Origin of the sequence: Rubritalea marina DSM 17716, from assembly GCF_000378105.1 — a bacterium.
Classification (GTDB): Bacteria; Verrucomicrobiota; Verrucomicrobiia; order Verrucomicrobiales; family Akkermansiaceae; genus Rubritalea; species Rubritalea marina.
In genome coordinates this window covers 1-17,400 of the sequence record NZ_KB899253.1, presented here as the reverse complement: position 1 = coordinate 17,400, position 17,400 = coordinate 1, and the positions used below count along the sequence as shown (strand labels likewise).

At 54.7% G+C, this 17,400-nt stretch carries 16 protein-coding genes; 12 read left to right on the top strand and 4 right to left on the bottom strand.

The features are described from left to right. Positions 1-14 precede the first annotated feature (14 nt). Complete coding sequence (locus tag F454_RS0106710; RefSeq protein ID WP_018969872.1) at positions 15-599, bottom strand: nitroreductase family protein; 585 nt, start codon at positions 597-599, stop codon at positions 15-17. 38 nt (positions 600-637) lie between these two features. After that, positions 638-1,567 (bottom strand): SRPBCC family protein, encoded by a 930-nt coding sequence (locus F454_RS0106705; RefSeq protein ID WP_018969871.1) that lies wholly within the window; start codon positions 1,565-1,567, stop codon positions 638-640. A 183-nt stretch (positions 1,568-1,750) separates the two neighbouring features. On the opposite strand from F454_RS0106705, the gene F454_RS0106700 reads away from it, so the two are divergent. Then, positions 1,751-3,685 carry a discoidin domain-containing protein gene (locus F454_RS0106700; protein ID WP_018969870.1) on the top strand — a complete coding sequence of 645 codons (1,935 nt, stop codon included), beginning with the start codon at positions 1,751-1,753 and terminating at the stop codon, positions 3,683-3,685. Between the two features lies 1 nt (position 3,686). Here the strand turns inward: F454_RS0106700 and rmuC are convergent, their stop codons facing one another. Next, positions 3,687-5,213: a DNA recombination protein RmuC gene (gene rmuC, locus F454_RS0106695; protein WP_169334338.1), complete on the bottom strand. Its 1,527-nt coding sequence runs from the start codon at positions 5,211-5,213 to the stop codon at positions 3,687-3,689. 114 nt (positions 5,214-5,327) lie between these two features. Here rmuC and F454_RS0106690 point away from each other — a divergent pair, with 114 nt between their 5' ends. The 6 genes from F454_RS0106690 (at position 5,328) to F454_RS0106665 (ending at position 11,768) form a co-directional block, all read left to right on the top strand. Further along, positions 5,328-5,972, top strand: coding sequence for a superoxide dismutase (locus tag F454_RS0106690; RefSeq protein WP_018969868.1), 645 nt, complete (start codon positions 5,328-5,330; stop codon positions 5,970-5,972). A gap of 115 nt (positions 5,973-6,087) precedes the next feature. Then, positions 6,088-6,936 (top strand): NAD(+)/NADH kinase, encoded by an 849-nt coding sequence (locus F454_RS0106685; protein ID WP_156817174.1) that lies wholly within the window; start codon positions 6,088-6,090, stop codon positions 6,934-6,936. Positions 6,937-6,966: 30 nt separating this feature from the next. Continuing rightward, positions 6,967-9,069: a GDSL-type esterase/lipase family protein gene (locus F454_RS0106680; RefSeq protein WP_018969866.1), complete on the top strand. Its 2,103-nt coding sequence runs from the start codon at positions 6,967-6,969 to the stop codon at positions 9,067-9,069. 107 nt (positions 9,070-9,176) lie between these two features. Then, positions 9,177-10,703: a phytoene desaturase family protein gene (locus tag F454_RS0106675; RefSeq protein WP_018969865.1), complete on the top strand. Its 1,527-nt coding sequence runs from the start codon at positions 9,177-9,179 to the stop codon at positions 10,701-10,703. Beyond that, positions 10,696-11,307: a tetratricopeptide repeat protein gene (locus F454_RS0106670; RefSeq protein WP_018969864.1), complete on the top strand. Its 612-nt coding sequence runs from the start codon at positions 10,696-10,698 to the stop codon at positions 11,305-11,307. Before F454_RS0106675 ends, F454_RS0106670 begins: the two co-directional genes overlap by 8 nt. Then, complete coding sequence (locus F454_RS0106665; RefSeq protein ID WP_018969863.1) at positions 11,304-11,768, top strand: SRPBCC family protein; 465 nt, start codon at positions 11,304-11,306, stop codon at positions 11,766-11,768. Before F454_RS0106670 ends, F454_RS0106665 begins: the two co-directional genes overlap by 4 nt. A gap of 18 nt (positions 11,769-11,786) precedes the next feature. Here F454_RS0106665 and F454_RS0106660 read toward each other — a convergent pair whose 3' ends face one another. Then, positions 11,787-13,148: an aldehyde dehydrogenase family protein gene (locus F454_RS0106660; protein ID WP_026292758.1), complete on the bottom strand. Its 1,362-nt coding sequence runs from the start codon at positions 13,146-13,148 to the stop codon at positions 11,787-11,789. A gap of 82 nt (positions 13,149-13,230) precedes the next feature. On the opposite strand from F454_RS0106660, the gene F454_RS0106655 reads away from it, so the two are divergent. The 5 genes from F454_RS0106655 to F454_RS14455 form a co-directional block, all read left to right on the top strand. Beyond that, positions 13,231-14,730: a phytoene desaturase family protein gene (locus F454_RS0106655; protein WP_018969861.1), complete on the top strand. Its 1,500-nt coding sequence runs from the start codon at positions 13,231-13,233 to the stop codon at positions 14,728-14,730. 9 nt (positions 14,731-14,739) lie between these two features. Continuing rightward, positions 14,740-15,840 (top strand): glycosyltransferase family 2 protein, encoded by a 1,101-nt coding sequence (locus F454_RS15690; protein WP_018969860.1) that lies wholly within the window; start codon positions 14,740-14,742, stop codon positions 15,838-15,840. Beyond that, the gene (locus tag F454_RS0106645) at positions 15,840-16,301 is read left to right on the top strand and encodes a glycosyl-4,4'-diaponeurosporenoate acyltransferase CrtO family protein (protein WP_018969859.1); all 462 of its coding nucleotides are present in this window, start codon (positions 15,840-15,842) and stop codon (positions 16,299-16,301) included. Before F454_RS15690 ends, F454_RS0106645 begins: the two co-directional genes overlap by 1 nt. A 407-nt stretch (positions 16,302-16,708) precedes the next feature. Beyond that, a complete protein-coding gene (locus F454_RS0106640) occupies positions 16,709-17,137 on the top strand; it encodes a hypothetical protein (RefSeq protein ID WP_156817173.1) in 429 nt (142 codons plus the stop codon). Positions 17,138-17,214: 77 nt separating this feature from the next. Next, on the top strand, positions 17,215-17,400 hold a 186-nt coding region (locus tag F454_RS14455; protein ID WP_033367576.1), incomplete at its 3' end, for an IS110 family transposase.

The window sequence follows — 17,400 nt, the reverse complement described above, 5'->3', positions numbered from 1 at the left end:
ATGATCGAATCGCCCTAGCGAAAGGTGACTTTATCCATGGCATTGCCACGCTTGCTCACCGGCCATTCGAGCCCTTCACGTGGCCACCCGACGTAAAGCATGCCGAGGCATTTTTGCTTATCCCCAAGCTCAAGCGCCTCTTCGAAAGCGCTGCTATAGCTCACTGCTGGCGATGACCAAAAGACACCGAGTCCGAGCTCAGAGGCTAGCAAGTGTAGGTTCTGCACGGCACAGGCAACCGCCTCAGCTTCCTCGACTTCAGGAATCTTCGACCCCTCAGCCAAGTGCATGCTCACGATTACTACCGAGTTTGCTAGGAATGGGTTCTTGCCCATCTTTTCAAATTTCTCAGGACGGAACTCAGCCTCGGGAGTCACGCTTTTGTAGCTAGCTTGAAGCGCGTCTGCCACGAGCTGACGCTTGTCACCAGCAAAGACATCAAAGCGCCACGGCTCGGTGAGCCCGTGAGTCGGTGCCCAATTGGCAGCTTCGAATAATTGCTCCCAGAGTTCCTGCGGAATCGCGCGCGCTGGATCCATTAGCGCCGGCTTGATGCTGCGACGCTTGGCTATGATTTGGCTAAGTTCGTTGGATTGCATGGCGCAAAATTTGAGCCATGCGAGCCGGATTGCAATGCCTATTTTTCGGGAATGCAGACCAAGGTGACACTTGACGACTCACCCACCTCACTCGGGAAGGAACTGTACTTTTCGAATGGTTTATTGCGCCCGTTACCGCGGAAGATTCTACCCTGCGCGCGCACCGTCGCGGCAGACCATGCATTGGCGAGATGGCGGTACGACCCGGTGTGCCCGATCACCTGCGCGGCACAAGCATCACGCTTGCCGCGCACAAAGCCATGCGGCACCTCATCAACCAATTGCTTCACCGGATGACACACCCGGTAGTGCACGACGCCGTGCTTGAGGTTCCATTGGTCATAGAGAGTGAACATCTGCTTACCTCGTTCATCGAGAAGGCTATCAGGCTGCTCATTGACCCAGTCCATCAACATGGCAAAATCTTCGCGCATGGCGATCTCCATAGACTCCATGGCACAGTGGCGCTCTACCCCCACGTAGTAACACCCTTCGACCTCTTGCTTCCCAAGAAAATCCACTGTCGAGAGCACCTTGCCTGTCTCCATGAGGTCCTTCAGCATGCGCAAGCCGCGCTGAAATTCCATCAATACCAGCTGCTGCATCACCTCCTTCATCCAGAAGAGATAGAAAGGCAACTTCCCTGCTCGAGTCATCGTCACTTGGGTCTCACCATCCACCTCTTGCAGCAACAGGGCGAGGTGCGAACGCGCCTTCCAGGGCCGCTTCATCACCATCTTGAAGTCAATCTTACGGTGCGGCTGTTCTTTCAAAATCTCAATCCGACCATTTCCTGCAAACTCCCCTTCCCAAGCATAGCTGGTGTTGTCGATCGATACCTTCACCTCTGGATCACACACCAACCAAGGCGACCATTCCGGCCAGTTGTTCAGATCGCGTAAATACGCATACACATCATCAATATCCTGACGAATCGAAATAGAAGCGGAGGCATGGTATGTAGACATACTTCATTTATAGCACAAATTTCTGATAGGTCTACCAAGTCATTCGAGAGCGATCCAATTCCACCAACAGCTGGCCGCCCAGCGGCAAAGCATCCAGAAGGCTATCCCTCACTCCTCAAAAATACTGTGTAAGAATTCGCAGGCTCAGAAGTAGTCCTCGCTACAATCAGAATACTTTTATCTATGGAATGGGGAACAACGATCAAAGCAAGGGGCAAACGCTGGAGCACAGCCGCCATCATCGGGCTCGCTAGCAGCTTCGGCAGCATCACGGCCGCAGCCGAAACACCAGCCCCTGCCCCTGCCGCTGAGCCAGCAGCTACAAGTGCCACCATCGAGGCGAAGCACTACCGAGACATCTTCTCCCGCCGCCTTGGACTCTTCATCCATTGGAATGAAAAGATGACCGACTACGAAGGAAAGCGTAGCCCAAACAAAGCCGCCTACTACGCCGCAATCGATATCGAGAAAATTGCCGATGACATTGCCGCATTGGGCTTCGATTACGTCATTCTCACCAACTACCACGGCATGGCGATCATGCACCCCAGCGAGGTGCTCAACAAGTGGGGGCTCGGCCACATGGCTGCCCCACGCGATGTCATTGGTGAAATGATCGACGCCCTAGACAAGCGCGGCATCGACATGGTGATGTTCACCCACCCCCTGCTCCCAAGCCTCTTCACGCCCGAAGCGAAAAAAATTCTAGGGATCGAGGTGATCAACGAAAACACCAACTACAGCAAGTGGAACGACTTCACCAACGAACTATTCGCAGAGTTCGCCGAACGCTATGGCAGCCGCATCATCGGCCTAGGATTCGATAGCACACTCGGCACCATGAGCAAAACGAGTGTCAACGAATCCCCCGGCATCCTCGACCTTCCGCGACTCCGCGAGACCATCACCTCACGCGCCCCCAACCTCGGACTCTATGGATTGCTCAACCCGACAGAACTCACCGAATTTAAAGTCAAAGAAGTCTGGCGTGCCCATTGGCACGAACCGTGGAAAAAACTCCCAGAAAATGACTACAATGTGGAAAACTGGCCATCCTACCGCGAGATGACCGCGGTGGTTCAAGGGCTGCACTGGGCACCAATTAGTGGCCACGACCGCGGCATCGCCCGCCTCACTGGAGAACAAATGTTCCGTTACAGTGTCTTCCTTGCTGGCACCACCGTCGAAGGAGGCGGAGCCTGCTGGGCAGCGAGCCCCTACGCCGATGGCCGTTGGGAAAAAGGTGTGCGTGAGGCATTCCAAGTCTGGGCAGACTTAGTCAAACCCGTCCGTGAGTCACTCAGCAATGTCTACTGCAGCAGTTCCTACCCGGTACAGTCGCTGCTGCGCCTGAAGTCGCTACCCAATGGCATCGTCGCCACCCGCTCCACCGACGACCGCAAAGAATACATCCATGTGCTCAATCCCCCCGCAGGCAAGACGCTCACCCTCCCGGCTCCAGCCGACGGCAAGCAATTCCTCAATGCCAAACTTCTCGTCGGCGGTGCTCCTGTGACACTTGCTCAGAGCCCGGAGTCCTTATCTCTCACTCTAACCGACAATTCCCACTGGCACTCGCACAATACCGTCATCGTGCTCGAAACCGCGCCCCAGACGCTCCCTCGCAAAAGCCTCACCCTCCATTGCCAAACGCTTTGCTCCAGCGCATTCAGCAACATGAAAAAGTGGGCATCACCACGCGCCTACTTCAATCGCCGCTTCATCAACGACGGCCAAAGCCAAGCATGGGATGATGGACAAATCAAAGGTTGGGGCAACAAAGGCTGGTCTAGCCAAGCAAAAATCCAGCCGGAAGAAGAATGGATCGCTATCGACTTCGAAACACCCAGCACCTTCACCGAGGTGGTACTCCACCCGCGCCAAGACGCAGGCTATGGCCAACCAACAAAAGTCATCATCGAGGTTTCCAATGACGGCACAAGCTGGACTGAAATCGAATCGCGCCACATCACCCTAGGTGACACCAAACCTCAGCACTTCAAATGCAAGCCACAAACCAGCCGCTACGTGCGCGCTCGCACACCAGAGTATCACGCCTACTGTGACAAGAACACTGGCATGTACCTCGTTCAGTGGGTCGAGATGGCTATATACTAGCTCAGATCCCGTCCCCTTCGCCTTCAGCGAGAAAACCCTCGAAGTCAGACTCAGGTGAGGCAAAATCGGCAAAGCCACCAGCATCCACCACCTTCTGCATCGCTGAAGCCGCAGTGCCAATCTCTGAATCCGAGCTCGTAAGCACTGGCTCGATCACTTGGCGCACCACCGACTCGCAGGGCTTCACCTCGGCGAGCGAGGCGACCTCAGAAGAAGCCCCCAGATCTTCGAACTTTCTCGCACTCACCAACACACGAGTATCCAGGGAACCAACCGCCTTGTTGAAATGACCAACCGTCGTGCCAAGTGACTTGCCCACCTTGTCAACGTGCTCGGTAAAGGTGCGGAGGCGATCGTAGAGTTCGCGCCCCACCAGCGAAATTTCACGCGCATTCTGCGCCAGCGCTTCCTGCCTCCATCCATAGGCCACAGCTCGTAGCAAGGCAATCAAGGTCGTGGGCGTCGCGAGTATCACCCCCTGGTCCACACCCTTCTCAATCAACGAACTATCCTGAGCCAATGCCGCAGAGAAAAAGGCCTCGCTCGGAAGGAACAAAACAACAAACTCAGGGCTCGTCTCAAATTGATCTTGGTAGTTTTTACTCCCGAGTTGCTGGATGTGAGTTCGCACCTGGCTCGCGTGACGCGCCAATGCCGCCTCGGTCTCAGCCTCATCATTCGACTCCACCGCATCCAAGTACGCATCCATCGGAGCCTTCGAATCCACCACCACTTGCTGCCCACCAGGCAACATCACAAGCAAATCCGGACGCAGACGCTTGCCCTCATCCGTGGTCGTGGTCGTCTGAGTTTCAAAGTCACAATGCTCCTGCATCCCACTCATCTCAACCACACGGCGCAACTGCATCTCCCCCCACTGCCCTCGGCCAGTTGGCTGGCGCAATGCCTTGACCAATTGCTCAGTACCTCGCTGCAGACCTCGGTGCGTTTCCTGCATGTGGCGCACCTGCTCACGCAGTGCCGTGTAGGCACCTTCACGAGCCTTTTCGATGTCCGCCACCTGTTGCTGTGCCTTTTCTAACGAAGCATTGATAGGTTTCACCATGCCCTCCACCGCTTCAACGCGCTTCTCCATGTCTTGCTTGGCACTCTGATGCTGGGATTGGAAGCTCGTCTTCGCCAACTGCAAAAACTGCTCTTGGCTCGCTTTAAGGGCGTCTTGGGAAAGAGCCTTGAAGGTGTCGCTGAACTTTGCCTCAGCTTTGCTAAGTAACGCCTCCTTTTCTTTTAACGATTTTTGCTCTGCCTCTAACTTCGCCCTCAGGCCAGCTTCGGTACTGATAAGGTCAGCCTCCTTCACCTTCATCGCAGTGTGCTCCCCCTTCAGCTTTTCCAGCTCCTCCTTCAGCTCTTCATTGCGCTTCTGCTCATGCGCCAAATCCGAGCCCAACTTTGCCTCAAGCGCTGCTACTGCTGACTTTTTTCCAGCATTCGCTAACAAACCAACGACTACCATAATTACAGTGACTGCAGCACCTGCAATTGCCAACATTTCAGGAGTGATCATATCCATATCTTGATACTTGCGAAATTCAAAGGTCGAGCCTAATCTATCACCAGCTCTCAACAGTCATGTGCTAACACATCGACAGATGGGAGCCAATCATATCATCTAACTATTATGGCATACGAACTTCCAGAACTCGGATACGCATACGATGCGCTCGAACCACAAATCGACGCACGTACCATGGAGATCCACCACTCCAAGCACCACAACACCTACGTGACCAACCTCAATGCAGCACTAGAAGGTAGCGAACTCGCTGAACTTCCAATCTGCCAACTCGTCCAACAACTCGACAAAGTGCCTGCTGAAAAGCAAGCAGCAGTCCGCAACAACGGCGGTGGTCACTTCAACCACTCATTCTTCTGGAAAGTCATCGCCCCAGGCGGTGCCTCCGCTCCATCAGGCAAGCTCGCTGCAGCGATCGACGCTAAGTTCGGTTCCTTTGACGAATTCAAGAAGGCATTCTCCGCTGCTGGCGCAACACGTTTCGGCTCAGGCTGGGCATGGCTCTGCTCCGATGAGAAGGGTGAGCTCTGTGTTTGCTCCACAGCAAACCAAGACAACCCACTCATGGGCGAAATCTCTGGCGCTTGCGACTGCACTCCAATCCTCGGCTGTGACGTCTGGGAACACGCCTACTACCTCAACTACCAAAACCGCCGCCCAGACTACCTCGCAGCTTTCTTCGAAGTGGTCAACTGGGACGTCGTGAGTGAGAAGTACGCGACTGCCACTGGCGAAGGCGAACACGCATAATCGACAAGCAATCCACCTTTTCTCAGCACACACCCACAGCGGTGTGTGCTTTTTTGTGCCTCCTCAACTCATTAAGGGCTTCACAGAACAGCCGTCTAACTTCACACTCGCCAACATGAAATTGGGTATCATTGCCAACCCGCACAAAGAAGGTTCAGCGAAAACAATCCATGAGCTCACGCGCGTGGCCGAAAGCAAAGGCTGTTCGATCATACTCGAAGACGACACTGCCGCCATCATCGGCAATGATCAAGGAATCCCAGCCACCGCTCTAGCCGCTGAGTGCGACATCCTAACCGTGATGGGAGGTGATGGCACCATGCTCAACGCAGCCCACCGCATCGGCCCGAGTAGCACGCCGATTGCCGGAATCAATATTGGCACCTTAGGTTTTCTAACCGCTTGCCAAGAAACTGAGCTTTCACTCTTGGTAGACGCGATACTCAATGGCGCCTTCACGGTGACCCCACGCACCCTCTTAGAGACCACCGTATTCTTCAGTAATGGCAATAGCATCACCGACTTTGCGGTAAATGAAATCACCCTCAGCCGTGGCCAAACCGGACGCCTGATCACCATCGACGCACGCATCGATGGCACCTTGCTCAACCAATACCGAGCTGATGGATTGATCGTCGCCACGCCAACCGGTTCCACAGCATACTCGCTGGCCGCCGGAGGTCCACTCATCGCCCCGACTGCCGAAGTCTTCCTCATCACCCCCATCTGCCCTCACTCGCTCAGCAACCGCTCGCTTGTGGTCGACGGGTCCTCGGTGGTCGAGCTCGTCAGTTCCGAGCAAATTGAGAGCCCAGCCTTCGTCAGTATCGATGGACGCGAGGTGATTGAGCTCCCCAGTGACGCCAGCATCAGCATCAAAAAAGCCAGCCACCATCTGAATGTTCTGACCCTCAAAGACCGTAGCTTCTACTCTACGGTACGCCAAAAACTCCATTGGAGCTAAACACCCCAGAAGACCCCACTCTCATCCATTATGAAATCACTACTCCGCCCACTCAGCATCCTGCTCTGCCTCTGCCTCAGCGCAGTGGCTCAAACCAAAATCGCCTGCGTCGGTGACTCCATCACCTTCGGCGCCGGCATCCCTGACCGAGATGACATGAGCTACCCAGCCCAGCTAGGCCACTTGCTCGGAGCCGACTATGAAGTCAAAAACTTTGGCATCAGCGCGCGTACCATGCTCAGCAAAGGCGACCACCCATACAGCAAAGAAGCACTCTACAAAGCATCAGTCAATTACCAGCCAAACATCGTCATCATCAAACTCGGCACCAATGACAGCAAACCACATAACTGGGCACACAAGGCCGAATTCAAAGCCGACGCCAAAGCGCTCATCGAACCCTACCTGAACCTCGAGCCTCAGCCACGTATCATCCTCTGCCAGCCCGTCCCCGTCGCTGAAGATAAGTGGGGAATCACAGATCAAGTAGTCTCCCAACAAATCGCCCCCTTGATCCGCGAAGTCGCCTTTGAAACCGGCGTAGAAACCTTCGACTTCCGATCACTGCTCATCGACAAACCACAGTGGCTCCCAGACGGCGTCCACCCAAATAGCTTCGGAGCCGAAGCCATGGCTCGCGGACTCTTTCAGTTCATCACCACCGAACGCGACCCCGACTTCACCACCCCACTCATGGATGACGCCAAGGTTTCTAACTTCTTTGGCTACGAGCAACAAAGCTTTAGCTTCCTCGGCACCGACTGCAAGGTTGTCGCCCCAAAACAAGTCGCCAAAGGTGCCCCTTGGGTCTGGCGCGCACGCTTCTGGGGACATCAACCACAGCTAGACATCGCCCTCCTCGAGCTCGGCTGGCACGTGGCCTACTGCGATGTGGCGGGCCTCTTCGGATCACCCGAAGCGGTCGCCCGCTGGGATAAGTTCTACTACGCCATGCAGGCGGTCGGACTCTCAGAAAAGCCCCTACTCGAAGGCATGAGCCGCGGTGGCCTCATCATCCACAACTGGGCGATCAAGCACCCCAACAGAGTGGCTGGAATCATCTGTGACAATGGTGTGCTCGACACCCGCAGCTGGCCAGGCGGCTTCGGCCTCTCAGCTGGTAGCGCCCCAGATTGGGATCAATGCAAAGCCGCATACGGATGGCTCAGCGACGCCGCAGCAAAGGAATACGCGTTCAACCCGGTCGACCAACTCGACCACCTCAAAAACTCGAAAATCCCCGTACTCTACCTCATTTCCCAAGCCGACAAGGTCGTGCCACCCAGCGAAAATAGCGAAATTGCGGCAACCAAGCTCTCCGACTTTTCCTTGGTCATCCGCAAGCCTGGTGGCCACCACCCGCATTCCATGCCCAATCCCAAGGTACTCACCAGCTTCTCACTCTTCAGCATTGGAGCCTACACCAATCCCGCCATCCTCCCAGCACCATCTAGCGAATACCGCCCCGGCGCTGGCTGGGGTGGAGGCACTTGGTGGGGACAATTCCGCAAGATCAACGACATTGCCAAAACCCACCCCAACCTCGACCTCATCTTCTTCGGAGATTCCATCACCCAGGCTTGGTCTGGCGCACAACAACGCATCGCCCAGAAAGGTGGACAGCGTGCGTTCGACCGCAGCTTTGGCGCACAATGGAACACGGCCTCGTTCGGCATCTCCGGCGACCGCACGGAGCACCTCCTCTATCGACTCAACAATGGCAACTTCGAAGGCCTCAAGCCGAAAACCGTGGTTCTCATGATCGGCATCAACAACCTAGTCACCGCCAAACAACCTGCAGACCAAGTCGTCTCGGGCATCCAGGCCCTTGTCGAAGAACTCGTCATCAAGCTTCCCAACACTCAAATCCTCCTCCTGGGCACCTTCCCAGCAAACCTCGACCCACAGTCCAAGCTCCGCCAAGACATCAACACCATCCAGAGCAGCATTGCCTCACTTGGCGATAAAGAAAACGTCACCTTCCTCAACCTCAATCCAAGCTTCACCAATGCCGATGGAAGCCTCAAAACTGAGCTCTATCAGCCAGATATGCTCCACCTCTCGGAGGCTGGCTATGATGCCTGGGCTGCAGCCATCCTCCCCACGCTGAAGCCACTCATGGTCAAAAAATAAGCCTCCACTTTCCCCACCCACCTACAACAAGCAGCACCTCTCAGGTGATAAACTTCTATTGCTGAGTTGCTCATTCGTATTTGCTAAGCTACTTGTTAATCCAAAGTATGGATAAAAAAATCATTATCATCGGTGCTGGGCCCGGCGGCCTAACAAATGGCATGATGCTAGCGCACCGTGGGTATGATGTCACCATCGTAGAAAAGTTAGACCGTGTGGGCGGTCGCAACTCCGCGATCAAAGCTGGTCCATACACCTTCGACACGGGTCCTACCTTCCTGCACCAAAAGTTCACCCTAGATGAGGTCTTTGCCGAGATTGGCAAAACTGCAGAGGACTACATGGACTTCGTGCCGCTCAATCCGATGACCACGCTCAGCTGGGGCGACGTCTCTCTGAAGACCAGCTCGGACATGGAAACGATGAAGGCCAATATCGAGGCGAGTTTCCCTGGTGAGTCTGAGAACTACCTGCGCTTCATGGAAGATCATGCGGTGAAGCTCAAAACCATCTTCCCCTGCCTCCTCAGCCCGTACCACAAGCTCAGCAGCTACTTCAAACCCTACATGCTCAAGGCCCTGCCCTATGTGGCGACTAAAAAATCCGTGATGGACGTCTTGAGCGAGTACTTCACCGATGAGCGCCTCAAGCTCGCCTTCACCTTTCAAGCAAAATACCTCGGCATGTCACCGTGGGATTGCCCCGCCCTCTTCAGTATCCTTTCCTACATCGAATACGCCCACGGCATCTATCACGTACAGGGAGGCCTCGCCAACATCTCCGAGGGCATGGCCAATGCCTTCCGCGACCAAGGGGGGAAAATCCTTCTCAATAGCGAGGTGAAAGAAATCCACTACAAAGGCAAGCGCGCCCGCGGTGTCGAACTCGAAGATGGCACCATACTGGAATGCGATGACCTCGTAGTGAATGCCGACTACGCTCACGCACGCAACACCATCTTCGGCAAATTCGCCGCGCCGCGCGAGGAATTGATGAAGAAAAAGTATTCCTGCTCGACCTTCATGCTCTACCTCGGACTCGACACAGTCTACCCAGACGAGCCACACCATCACGTCCTCTTCGCCGACGACTACCACCAGAACCTGCGCGACATCGAAGGCGAGCAAGTGGTCTCAGATGACATGTCAGTCTACGTGCGTAACTCCACCGTCACCGACCCCACCGTCGCACCAGATGGTCACTCACAGCTCTACATCCTGGTCCCCACGATCAACAATCGCCACGGACACGACTGGGAAGAGACCCTCGCCGAATACCGCGAAAAAGTGCTCGATAAAATCATCGAAAAAACCGGCATGAAAGACCTACGCGAGCACATCGTGGAGGAACGCTATATCACCCCGCAGGGGTGGGAAGACCAAAACATTTTCCTCGGCGCCACCTTCAACCTCGCGCACACGCTCGACCAGATGCTTTCCTTCCGCCCACAAAACAAAATGAAGGAATTCTCCAACGTCTACTTGGTCGGTGGAGGCACGCATCCGGGGAGCGGGCTTCCCACCATATTTGAAAGTGCCCGAATCTCTGCGAACTTGATCTGCGAGTCCTACGGCGTCAAACGCCCCCGGATCGACCTCGCTAGTGAAATATTAACAGCGAAAGTCAGTGTTTAGAAAGACCACCATAGCCAGCCTATTCATCACCCTGACGCTGGGCCACATCGCCGCAGCATCAGACCAAAACTTTGTCTCCCACACCACGCGTAACCAACGCTACCTCAACTGGCACAACGAATGCCTTAGCCTCGATATCGACACCATCGATCGTAAGATTGCGCAGTTTGAAGCTGTGATGCAGCAAGACCCACAAGACCACCTCGCCGAGGCCTACCTCGGCAGCGCACACGCACTCAAAGCCAAGGCCGCATTCTGGCCCCCCACCAAAGTCTCCAACCTCAAACGAGGAAAACACCTCATCGATCACGCCGTCCAATCAGACCCGCACAACCCGCGCGTGCGCCTCGTCCGCGCCATCGCCTACTTCCGGGTGCCCAAAATCTTTGAATGCCGGAGCATCAGCCTAAGCGACTTCGACACCCTCGTTCCAGGCGCCCTCAAAGGCACCCTAAAGCTCTCTTCTCGCGAGCGCCAAGCAATGCTCTACTACGCCGCACTCGCCTACAAAGAGGACGGGCGCGACGCCCTCGCGCAGCAATGTAAAGCCACTTGCCACCGCATCGACCCAAACTCCAAATACGGTAAACTCACCACCCCATGATCCACCAATTGATTCGTCAGCAGCAGATCCCCACCGACATGAAAGCCGTCTGGGACTTCTTTGCCACCCCACGCAACCTCGAGCGCATGACCCCCGAAGGTCTAGGCTTTGAGATCACCCATTGCACAGCCGAAGACATGCACGTCGGACAAATGATCGGCTACAAGATCCAGCTCGCCCCCATGGTCAAAGTCAACTGGCTCACCGAGATCACCCACGTCCAAGACAACTCGGAATCCCAACGCTTTTTTGTCGATGAACAACGCATCGGCCCCTACAAAATCTGGCACCACATCCATCGCTTCGAGAGCAACGAGGACGGTGTGCTGATGACCGATGAAGTCACCTATGTCATGCCTTTTGGCCCGATTGGCGCCATCGCCCACGCACTCAAAGTCAAGCAACAACTCGAAGACATCTTTGACCAACGCGCGGCCTTCACCAAAGAGTTTTTCAGCTAGCCACTTGGCATCAAGTAGCTACTTCATCAAGCTCTTCAGTTTCTCGATCATGTCGCCATACGGCGGCTTTAGCTCGAACATATCGCGCACCTTGAAGCCGCGCTTCACCACTGCTCGTTGGTAAGTGAATGCTTCAAACCCAGCCCGTGAACGGTAGCGCCCGTAGCCACTCTCCCCGACCCCACCAAACGCGACTCCCAAGTGAGAACCTTGCTTCATCGTGTCATTCACACAGACACCCCCCGAGGGTAGATCCGCAATCCGCGCCTCCACCCAGGCGTCATTTTCAGAAAACAAATACAAGGCCAAGGGCGACCCCTGCGTCCGCAACTGAGCCACCAAGTCCGCATCCTCACGATACGTGAGCACCGGCAGAATCGGCCCAAAGATTTCTTCCTGCATCACCTTCGAATCCCAGCTCGATTCCGGCAGAATGGTAGGCTTCATCCCACCCACACGCGCCGCCCCCTCAGCCTGAATCATCGGTTCCTCCAGCAATCCCTGCAGCCGCTCAAAGTGGCGCTGATTCACCACACAGGCCATTTCAGCAGCCCAAGGGATCTCATCCAGTAAGCGAGCACAAGCGTCCACAAAGCGCTGCTTCACCGACTCGTGAACCACCACAAAGTCTGGCGCAAAACAAGTCTGCCCACCATTGAAAAACTTGCCCACCAAAACGCGCCGCGCCGCGCCTTCCACATCCACCGCCTTGTCCACCAATACCGGGCACTTCCCTCCAAGCTCAAGCACGTGAGGAATCAAGCGCGATGCCGCACTCTGCCCCACAGACTTCCCGATCTGCGTACTACCAGTGTAAAAAATGAAATCGAGATCACTCGCCAACAAGTCCTGCGCCGCATCCACCTCGCCAAGCATCACCGTCACGTGCTCCGCCCGCAATGCCTCAGCCACAATCTTCGCCAGCAAAGCACTCGTCGCTGGCGCGCTTTCCGCCGCCTTGAGTACCGCACAATTGCCCGCTGCTATCGCCGTCACCAAGGGGCTGAGCGCCAGCTGCAATGGATAATTCCATGGCACAAAAATACCCACTACCCCAAACGGATCACGGCGCTCTTCCGTACGGGTCGGAAAAAAATACACCGGGTTTGAGACACGCTTCGGTTTCATCCACTTTTTCAGAGACTTCATCACCAAGCGTAGCTCACTGAGGATAAAGAAATATTCAGCCAAGTAGGCCTCCACGGGGGGTTTCCCTAGATCAGTATCGAGTGCCGCCAAGACCTCCTCACGGTGCGCCATCAAACTCCGCTCCAGCGACTTCAAGGCCGCCATGCGTGCCGCATACGAACGCGTAGCCCCACTGCGGTAATACGCTCGCTGCGCCTCTACCAATTCCCTAGCTGATTGATCTCTAGTCATCCCCTACATACATAGCAAAGATTAGCCATCCAGCAACGTCTAAGGAGCTTTACAAACGGTGCAATGTTGCGATTGTTTCACTATGCAAACTAACAAGGTCGCAGTGATTGGAGCAGGTCTAGGAGGTCTGTCAGCTGCTATTTCACTCAGAGCTGCTGGTTACGATGTCGCTGTGTTCGAAAAAAATGAACGCGTAGGCGGCAAACTCAACCTCATGGAAATCGAAGGCTTTTCCTTTGACCTTGGGCCATCGATCTTCACCTTGCCCCACATGTTCGAACAACTCTTCGAGCGCGCTGGCAAGAAGATGAGCGATTACGTGCAGCTCGACCCCGTCACCCCACACTGGCGCAACTTCTTCGAACAACGGGAACACATCGACCTCTACCAAGAGCAAGACCTGATGAAGCAGGAGCTACAAAAACTCCCCGGCGACCTCGAACAACATTGGAGCGAGTTCCAAAGCTTCCTAGACTACGCCCGCGAACAATACAAAATTGTCGATGAAGGCTACTTCGAACAAGGCCTCGACAACCTCTGGGAATTCATCAAACACTACAACCTCCAACTCTTCAGCGGCAAAATCGACTACAAACAATCGATGGCTAAGTCGATCGAAGAGCGGATCAGCGACCCGCAAATGCGCCTCATCCTCGAGTACTTCATCAAGTACGTTGGGTCATCTGCACTCGACGCCCCAGGCTACATGAACCTCATGCCCATCATCCAGTTCGACTACGGCCTCTGGTACGTGCGCGATGGCATGTACAACCTCGCTCGCGGACTCGAGAAACTCATGCTAGAGCTGGGAATCCAGATCCACCTCAATGCCGACGTCACTCAAATCAACAAGTCCGGAAAAACCGTCACCGGCATCACCCTAGCCGATGGCACTATCCAAAACTTCGACATCGTCGTAAGTAACATGGAGGTCATCCCGTGCTACGAAAAACTCCTCGGCGAGCCCCAAGCCTTCATCAAGAACTTAGAAAAATTTGCCCCTGCGTGCTCCGGCATCGTGCTCCACCTCGGCACCAACAAACCATTCCCACAGCTGGCACACCACAACTTCTTCTACTCCAAAGACCAACACAAACACTTCGAAACCGTCTTCCACAAAAAACAACTCCCGCAGGACCCCACACTCTACGTCGTCGCCCCCACACGCACCGACCCCAGCAAAGCCCCAGAAGGCTGCGACAACATCAAAATCCTGCCACACATCCCACCACTCGCAGAGGGCTCAGGAATCACCGAGCAGGACTACATCGAACTCAAAGAGCGCTGTATCGACAAGATGGAACGCTGCGGCCTCACCGGCCTACGCGAGAGCATCATCGTCGAAGACCTCCTCACCCCGATTGACATCGAGCGCATGTACAACTCCAACAAAGGTTCAATCTATGGCGTCGTCAGCGACTGGGGCATGAACTACGGCTTCAAAGCACCGAAAACCAGCACCAAGTACAAGAACCTCTACTTCACAGGAGGCAGCACCAACCCCGGTGGCGGCATGCCCATGGTCGTGCTCTCAGGACAAAAATGTGCCGACCGAGTCATCAAGCGCCACCCGCTTCGCTAGCCACCCCCCATGCTACTCATCTTCCCATTACTTGGACTTGCTGGGACACTCGCACTCCGTGAAGTCTTCTCAAACCCTCGCTTCCTGCCAGATGCCGATAGCACCCAAGGTAGCTCAAACATCTCAGTCATCATCCCAGCCAGAGACGAGGAAGCCAATATCGGAAACCTCATCCAGAGCCTCCAACACCAACACCTCAAACCGCTCGAAATCATCATTGTCGACGATGGCTCCAGCGACGCCACCGCGAGCATCGCCCAGTCCCACGGCGCCACAGTCATCACCGGCTCCGAGTTACCAGCTGGATGGAAAGGCAAGCCCTGGGCCTGCATGCAGGGAGTCGAAGCCTCCACAGGCGAGCTCCTGCTCTTCCTCGATGCCGACGTCCGCCTCAGTGGCAGCGAAGCCCTAGCCAAACTCAAACAAGCAGCTCAAGACCACGAAGGTGCGGTATCGGTGAACCCGAAGCACCTGATCAGCGAGCCTTACGAAGAAGCCTCCAGCTTCTTCAACACCCTCATGGTCCTCGGCGTCAACGCCTTCGGCAGAGGAGAAAGCGACGGCCGCCAAGCCGCGCTCTTCGGCCAGTGCATGCTCATCCCTAAGTCACTCTACCAAGAGATTGGCGGCCACGAATGCGTCAAAAATTGCACCCTAGAGAACTTCCACCTCAGCCAGCACCTGCATGCCGCTGGACACGCCTGCTCCAGCTACCTCGGCGGCCAAGACATCAGCATGCGCATGTTCCCCGGCGGCTTCACCGAGCTCTGGAATAGCTGGAAAAAAGGCTTCAGCAATGGCGCTGCCAACACCAACAAACGCGCCCTCACATACTCCTCTCTCTGGATCTCAGGCGCCATGTTCAGCCTCATCTCACTCCTACTCAGCCCCCTCATTGCCGATCCCGTATTCACCATCGCCACCCTCGCCGCCTACATCATCTATGCTGGCCAATGCTGGAACACCTTCTCCAAGATTGGAAACTTCAGCGCTTGGAATGCCGCGCTCTTCCCACTCGCTCTCCTGTTCTATCAAACACTCTTCTTCGTCAGCCTCATGACCAAGAAGCTGGGTAAAACCACCGACTGGAAAGGCCGCCAAGTCCATTGATGTTGCTAGAACTACCAGCACTGTGGATTGCAGTACTCAACGTCGTACTCATACCGGTCCTGCATCTAGGCTTCGCCTGGCTCAGCCTCCAGCTGCCTCAGCAATGGTTCCAACTACACCATAACCCAGCACACGAACCCAGCCAGCTCTACACCAGCCTATTTCGAGTCCACCAATGGAAGAACATCCTCCCAGATGGCGCCCCGTGGCTCGGGGGACCGAGTAAATCCGGTATCAAATCCCATCACAAACAAGAGCTCCAACAATTCCTAGCAGAGTGCCGCCGCGGCCAATTCGCACACTGGCTCCAAGCCCTCGCAATCTCCACTCTAGTCATCTACAACCCCACTCCCGCCAACTGGATCATCCTCATCTACGCCCAACTCTCCAACCTCCCCTGCATCCTCAACCTCCGCCACACCGAGCTCAGGCTCCGTGTGGTCTTGTTTGATACAAAGTGATGTGAAATTTATGAGAAACCATGCTTGGGAACAAGCTGTGTCCTCATATATCCGACTGGAGACACGACTCAAACTTCGGGGTCTCGTAGCCCCAAAATCCCAGACTTCCAGCTGTGGTGCAGTGTTCTCTAGATAGAGCAGCATCTCGGTAGCCTGAGCTTCATCGCGCTAGGATCAATCCCTCATCGGATAGCGAAACCGGACTCGCTGCCAGCGATCAGACCCCAGCCCTTCCAGCTCGCTACTGACTACTCGCAGCTCTGCGAAATTGGCTCCTCTACCTGTTAGTTTGATGGATTGCCCCAAGCAAAAGGCACTTGTTAAAATCAGCTCCGCTGTTAGACCTTGCGTAGCACTCCGACCGAACAAATGTTCGGCGGGTGTACTTAACTGTTCGGCTAAATTTCATGCGCTTTCTCGTACCGTCAATATTTTTGGTAGCACTACTGTGTTTTTCTGCACCATTCCTCTTGGTTCATTACAGACCATTCGAGAAACATATCTCTGAGCTGCCTCAATCTGAGCGCTGTACCGAGATGACAATAAGACGTGATGAACAACGGCTTTGGATTTCTGAAGGGGCAACAAAAGAAGAAGCCTTAAAAACACTAGGAACTCCCCAAAATACTGACATTGACTCTAATGTTTGGATATGGATCTCAGATTGGGAGAGATACATCAGTGAAGGTAACAGTCTGGATTGGAAAGCTATGGCTCGTAATAGTGGAGGCTTAGATGGACTATGGATCGGTTTTGATGAAGACAACAAAGTAATCACTCCTCTATGGTCTCTTTCAGCTGCAGACCCGATAGAGTGGTCACACCAACAACTTTAAACTGCCCTTGCCGAACAAGATAGAATGAGAAGGTGAAGACGGTACATTGAACCGTTTTCTGCTATGCTTCTCACCCTATGAAATACCACATTCCCACTCATACGATCGGAATCGATCTTGGAGATCGTTCTCACGCTATCTGCATCCTTGACCAAGCTGGCGAAACGCTAGAGCAACGCTCAATCACCAATCATCGTGAGAGCCTACGCCGGCTTTCACAAAAGTATCCAGAAGCGCGCATGGTGATGGAAACGGGAACTCAT

Excerpts from the sequence above, each read along its gene's own strand:
- F454_RS0106690 (WP_018969868.1), top strand. The coding sequence starts at position 5,328 with ATGGCATACGAACTTCCAGAACTCGGATACGCATACGATGCGCTCGAA.
- F454_RS0106665 (WP_018969863.1), top strand. The coding sequence starts at position 11,304 with ATGATCCACCAATTGATTCGTCAGCAGCAGATCCCCACCGACATGAAA.
- F454_RS0106680 (WP_018969866.1), top strand. The coding sequence starts at position 6,967 with ATGAAATCACTACTCCGCCCACTCAGCATCCTGCTCTGCCTCTGCCTC.
- F454_RS0106705 (WP_018969871.1), bottom strand. The coding sequence starts at position 1,567 with ATGTCTACATACCATGCCTCCGCTTCTATTTCGATTCGTCAGGATATT.
- F454_RS0106645 (WP_018969859.1), top strand. The coding sequence starts at position 15,840 with ATGTTGCTAGAACTACCAGCACTGTGGATTGCAGTACTCAACGTCGTA.
- F454_RS0106640 (WP_156817173.1), top strand. The coding sequence starts at position 16,709 with ATGCGCTTTCTCGTACCGTCAATATTTTTGGTAGCACTACTGTGTTTT.
- F454_RS15690 (WP_018969860.1), top strand. The coding sequence starts at position 14,740 with ATGCTACTCATCTTCCCATTACTTGGACTTGCTGGGACACTCGCACTC.
- rmuC (WP_169334338.1), bottom strand. The coding sequence starts at position 5,213 with ATGATCACTCCTGAAATGTTGGCAATTGCAGGTGCTGCAGTCACTGTA.
- F454_RS0106660 (WP_026292758.1), bottom strand. The coding sequence starts at position 13,148 with ATGACTAGAGATCAATCAGCTAGGGAATTGGTAGAGGCGCAGCGAGCG.
- F454_RS0106675 (WP_018969865.1), top strand. The coding sequence starts at position 9,177 with ATGGATAAAAAAATCATTATCATCGGTGCTGGGCCCGGCGGCCTAACA.
- F454_RS0106700 (WP_018969870.1), top strand. The coding sequence starts at position 1,751 with ATGGAATGGGGAACAACGATCAAAGCAAGGGGCAAACGCTGGAGCACA.
- F454_RS0106710 (WP_018969872.1), bottom strand. The coding sequence starts at position 599 with ATGCAATCCAACGAACTTAGCCAAATCATAGCCAAGCGTCGCAGCATC.
- F454_RS0106655 (WP_018969861.1), top strand. The coding sequence starts at position 13,231 with ATGCAAACTAACAAGGTCGCAGTGATTGGAGCAGGTCTAGGAGGTCTG.
- F454_RS0106685 (WP_156817174.1), top strand. The coding sequence starts at position 6,088 with ATGAAATTGGGTATCATTGCCAACCCGCACAAAGAAGGTTCAGCGAAA.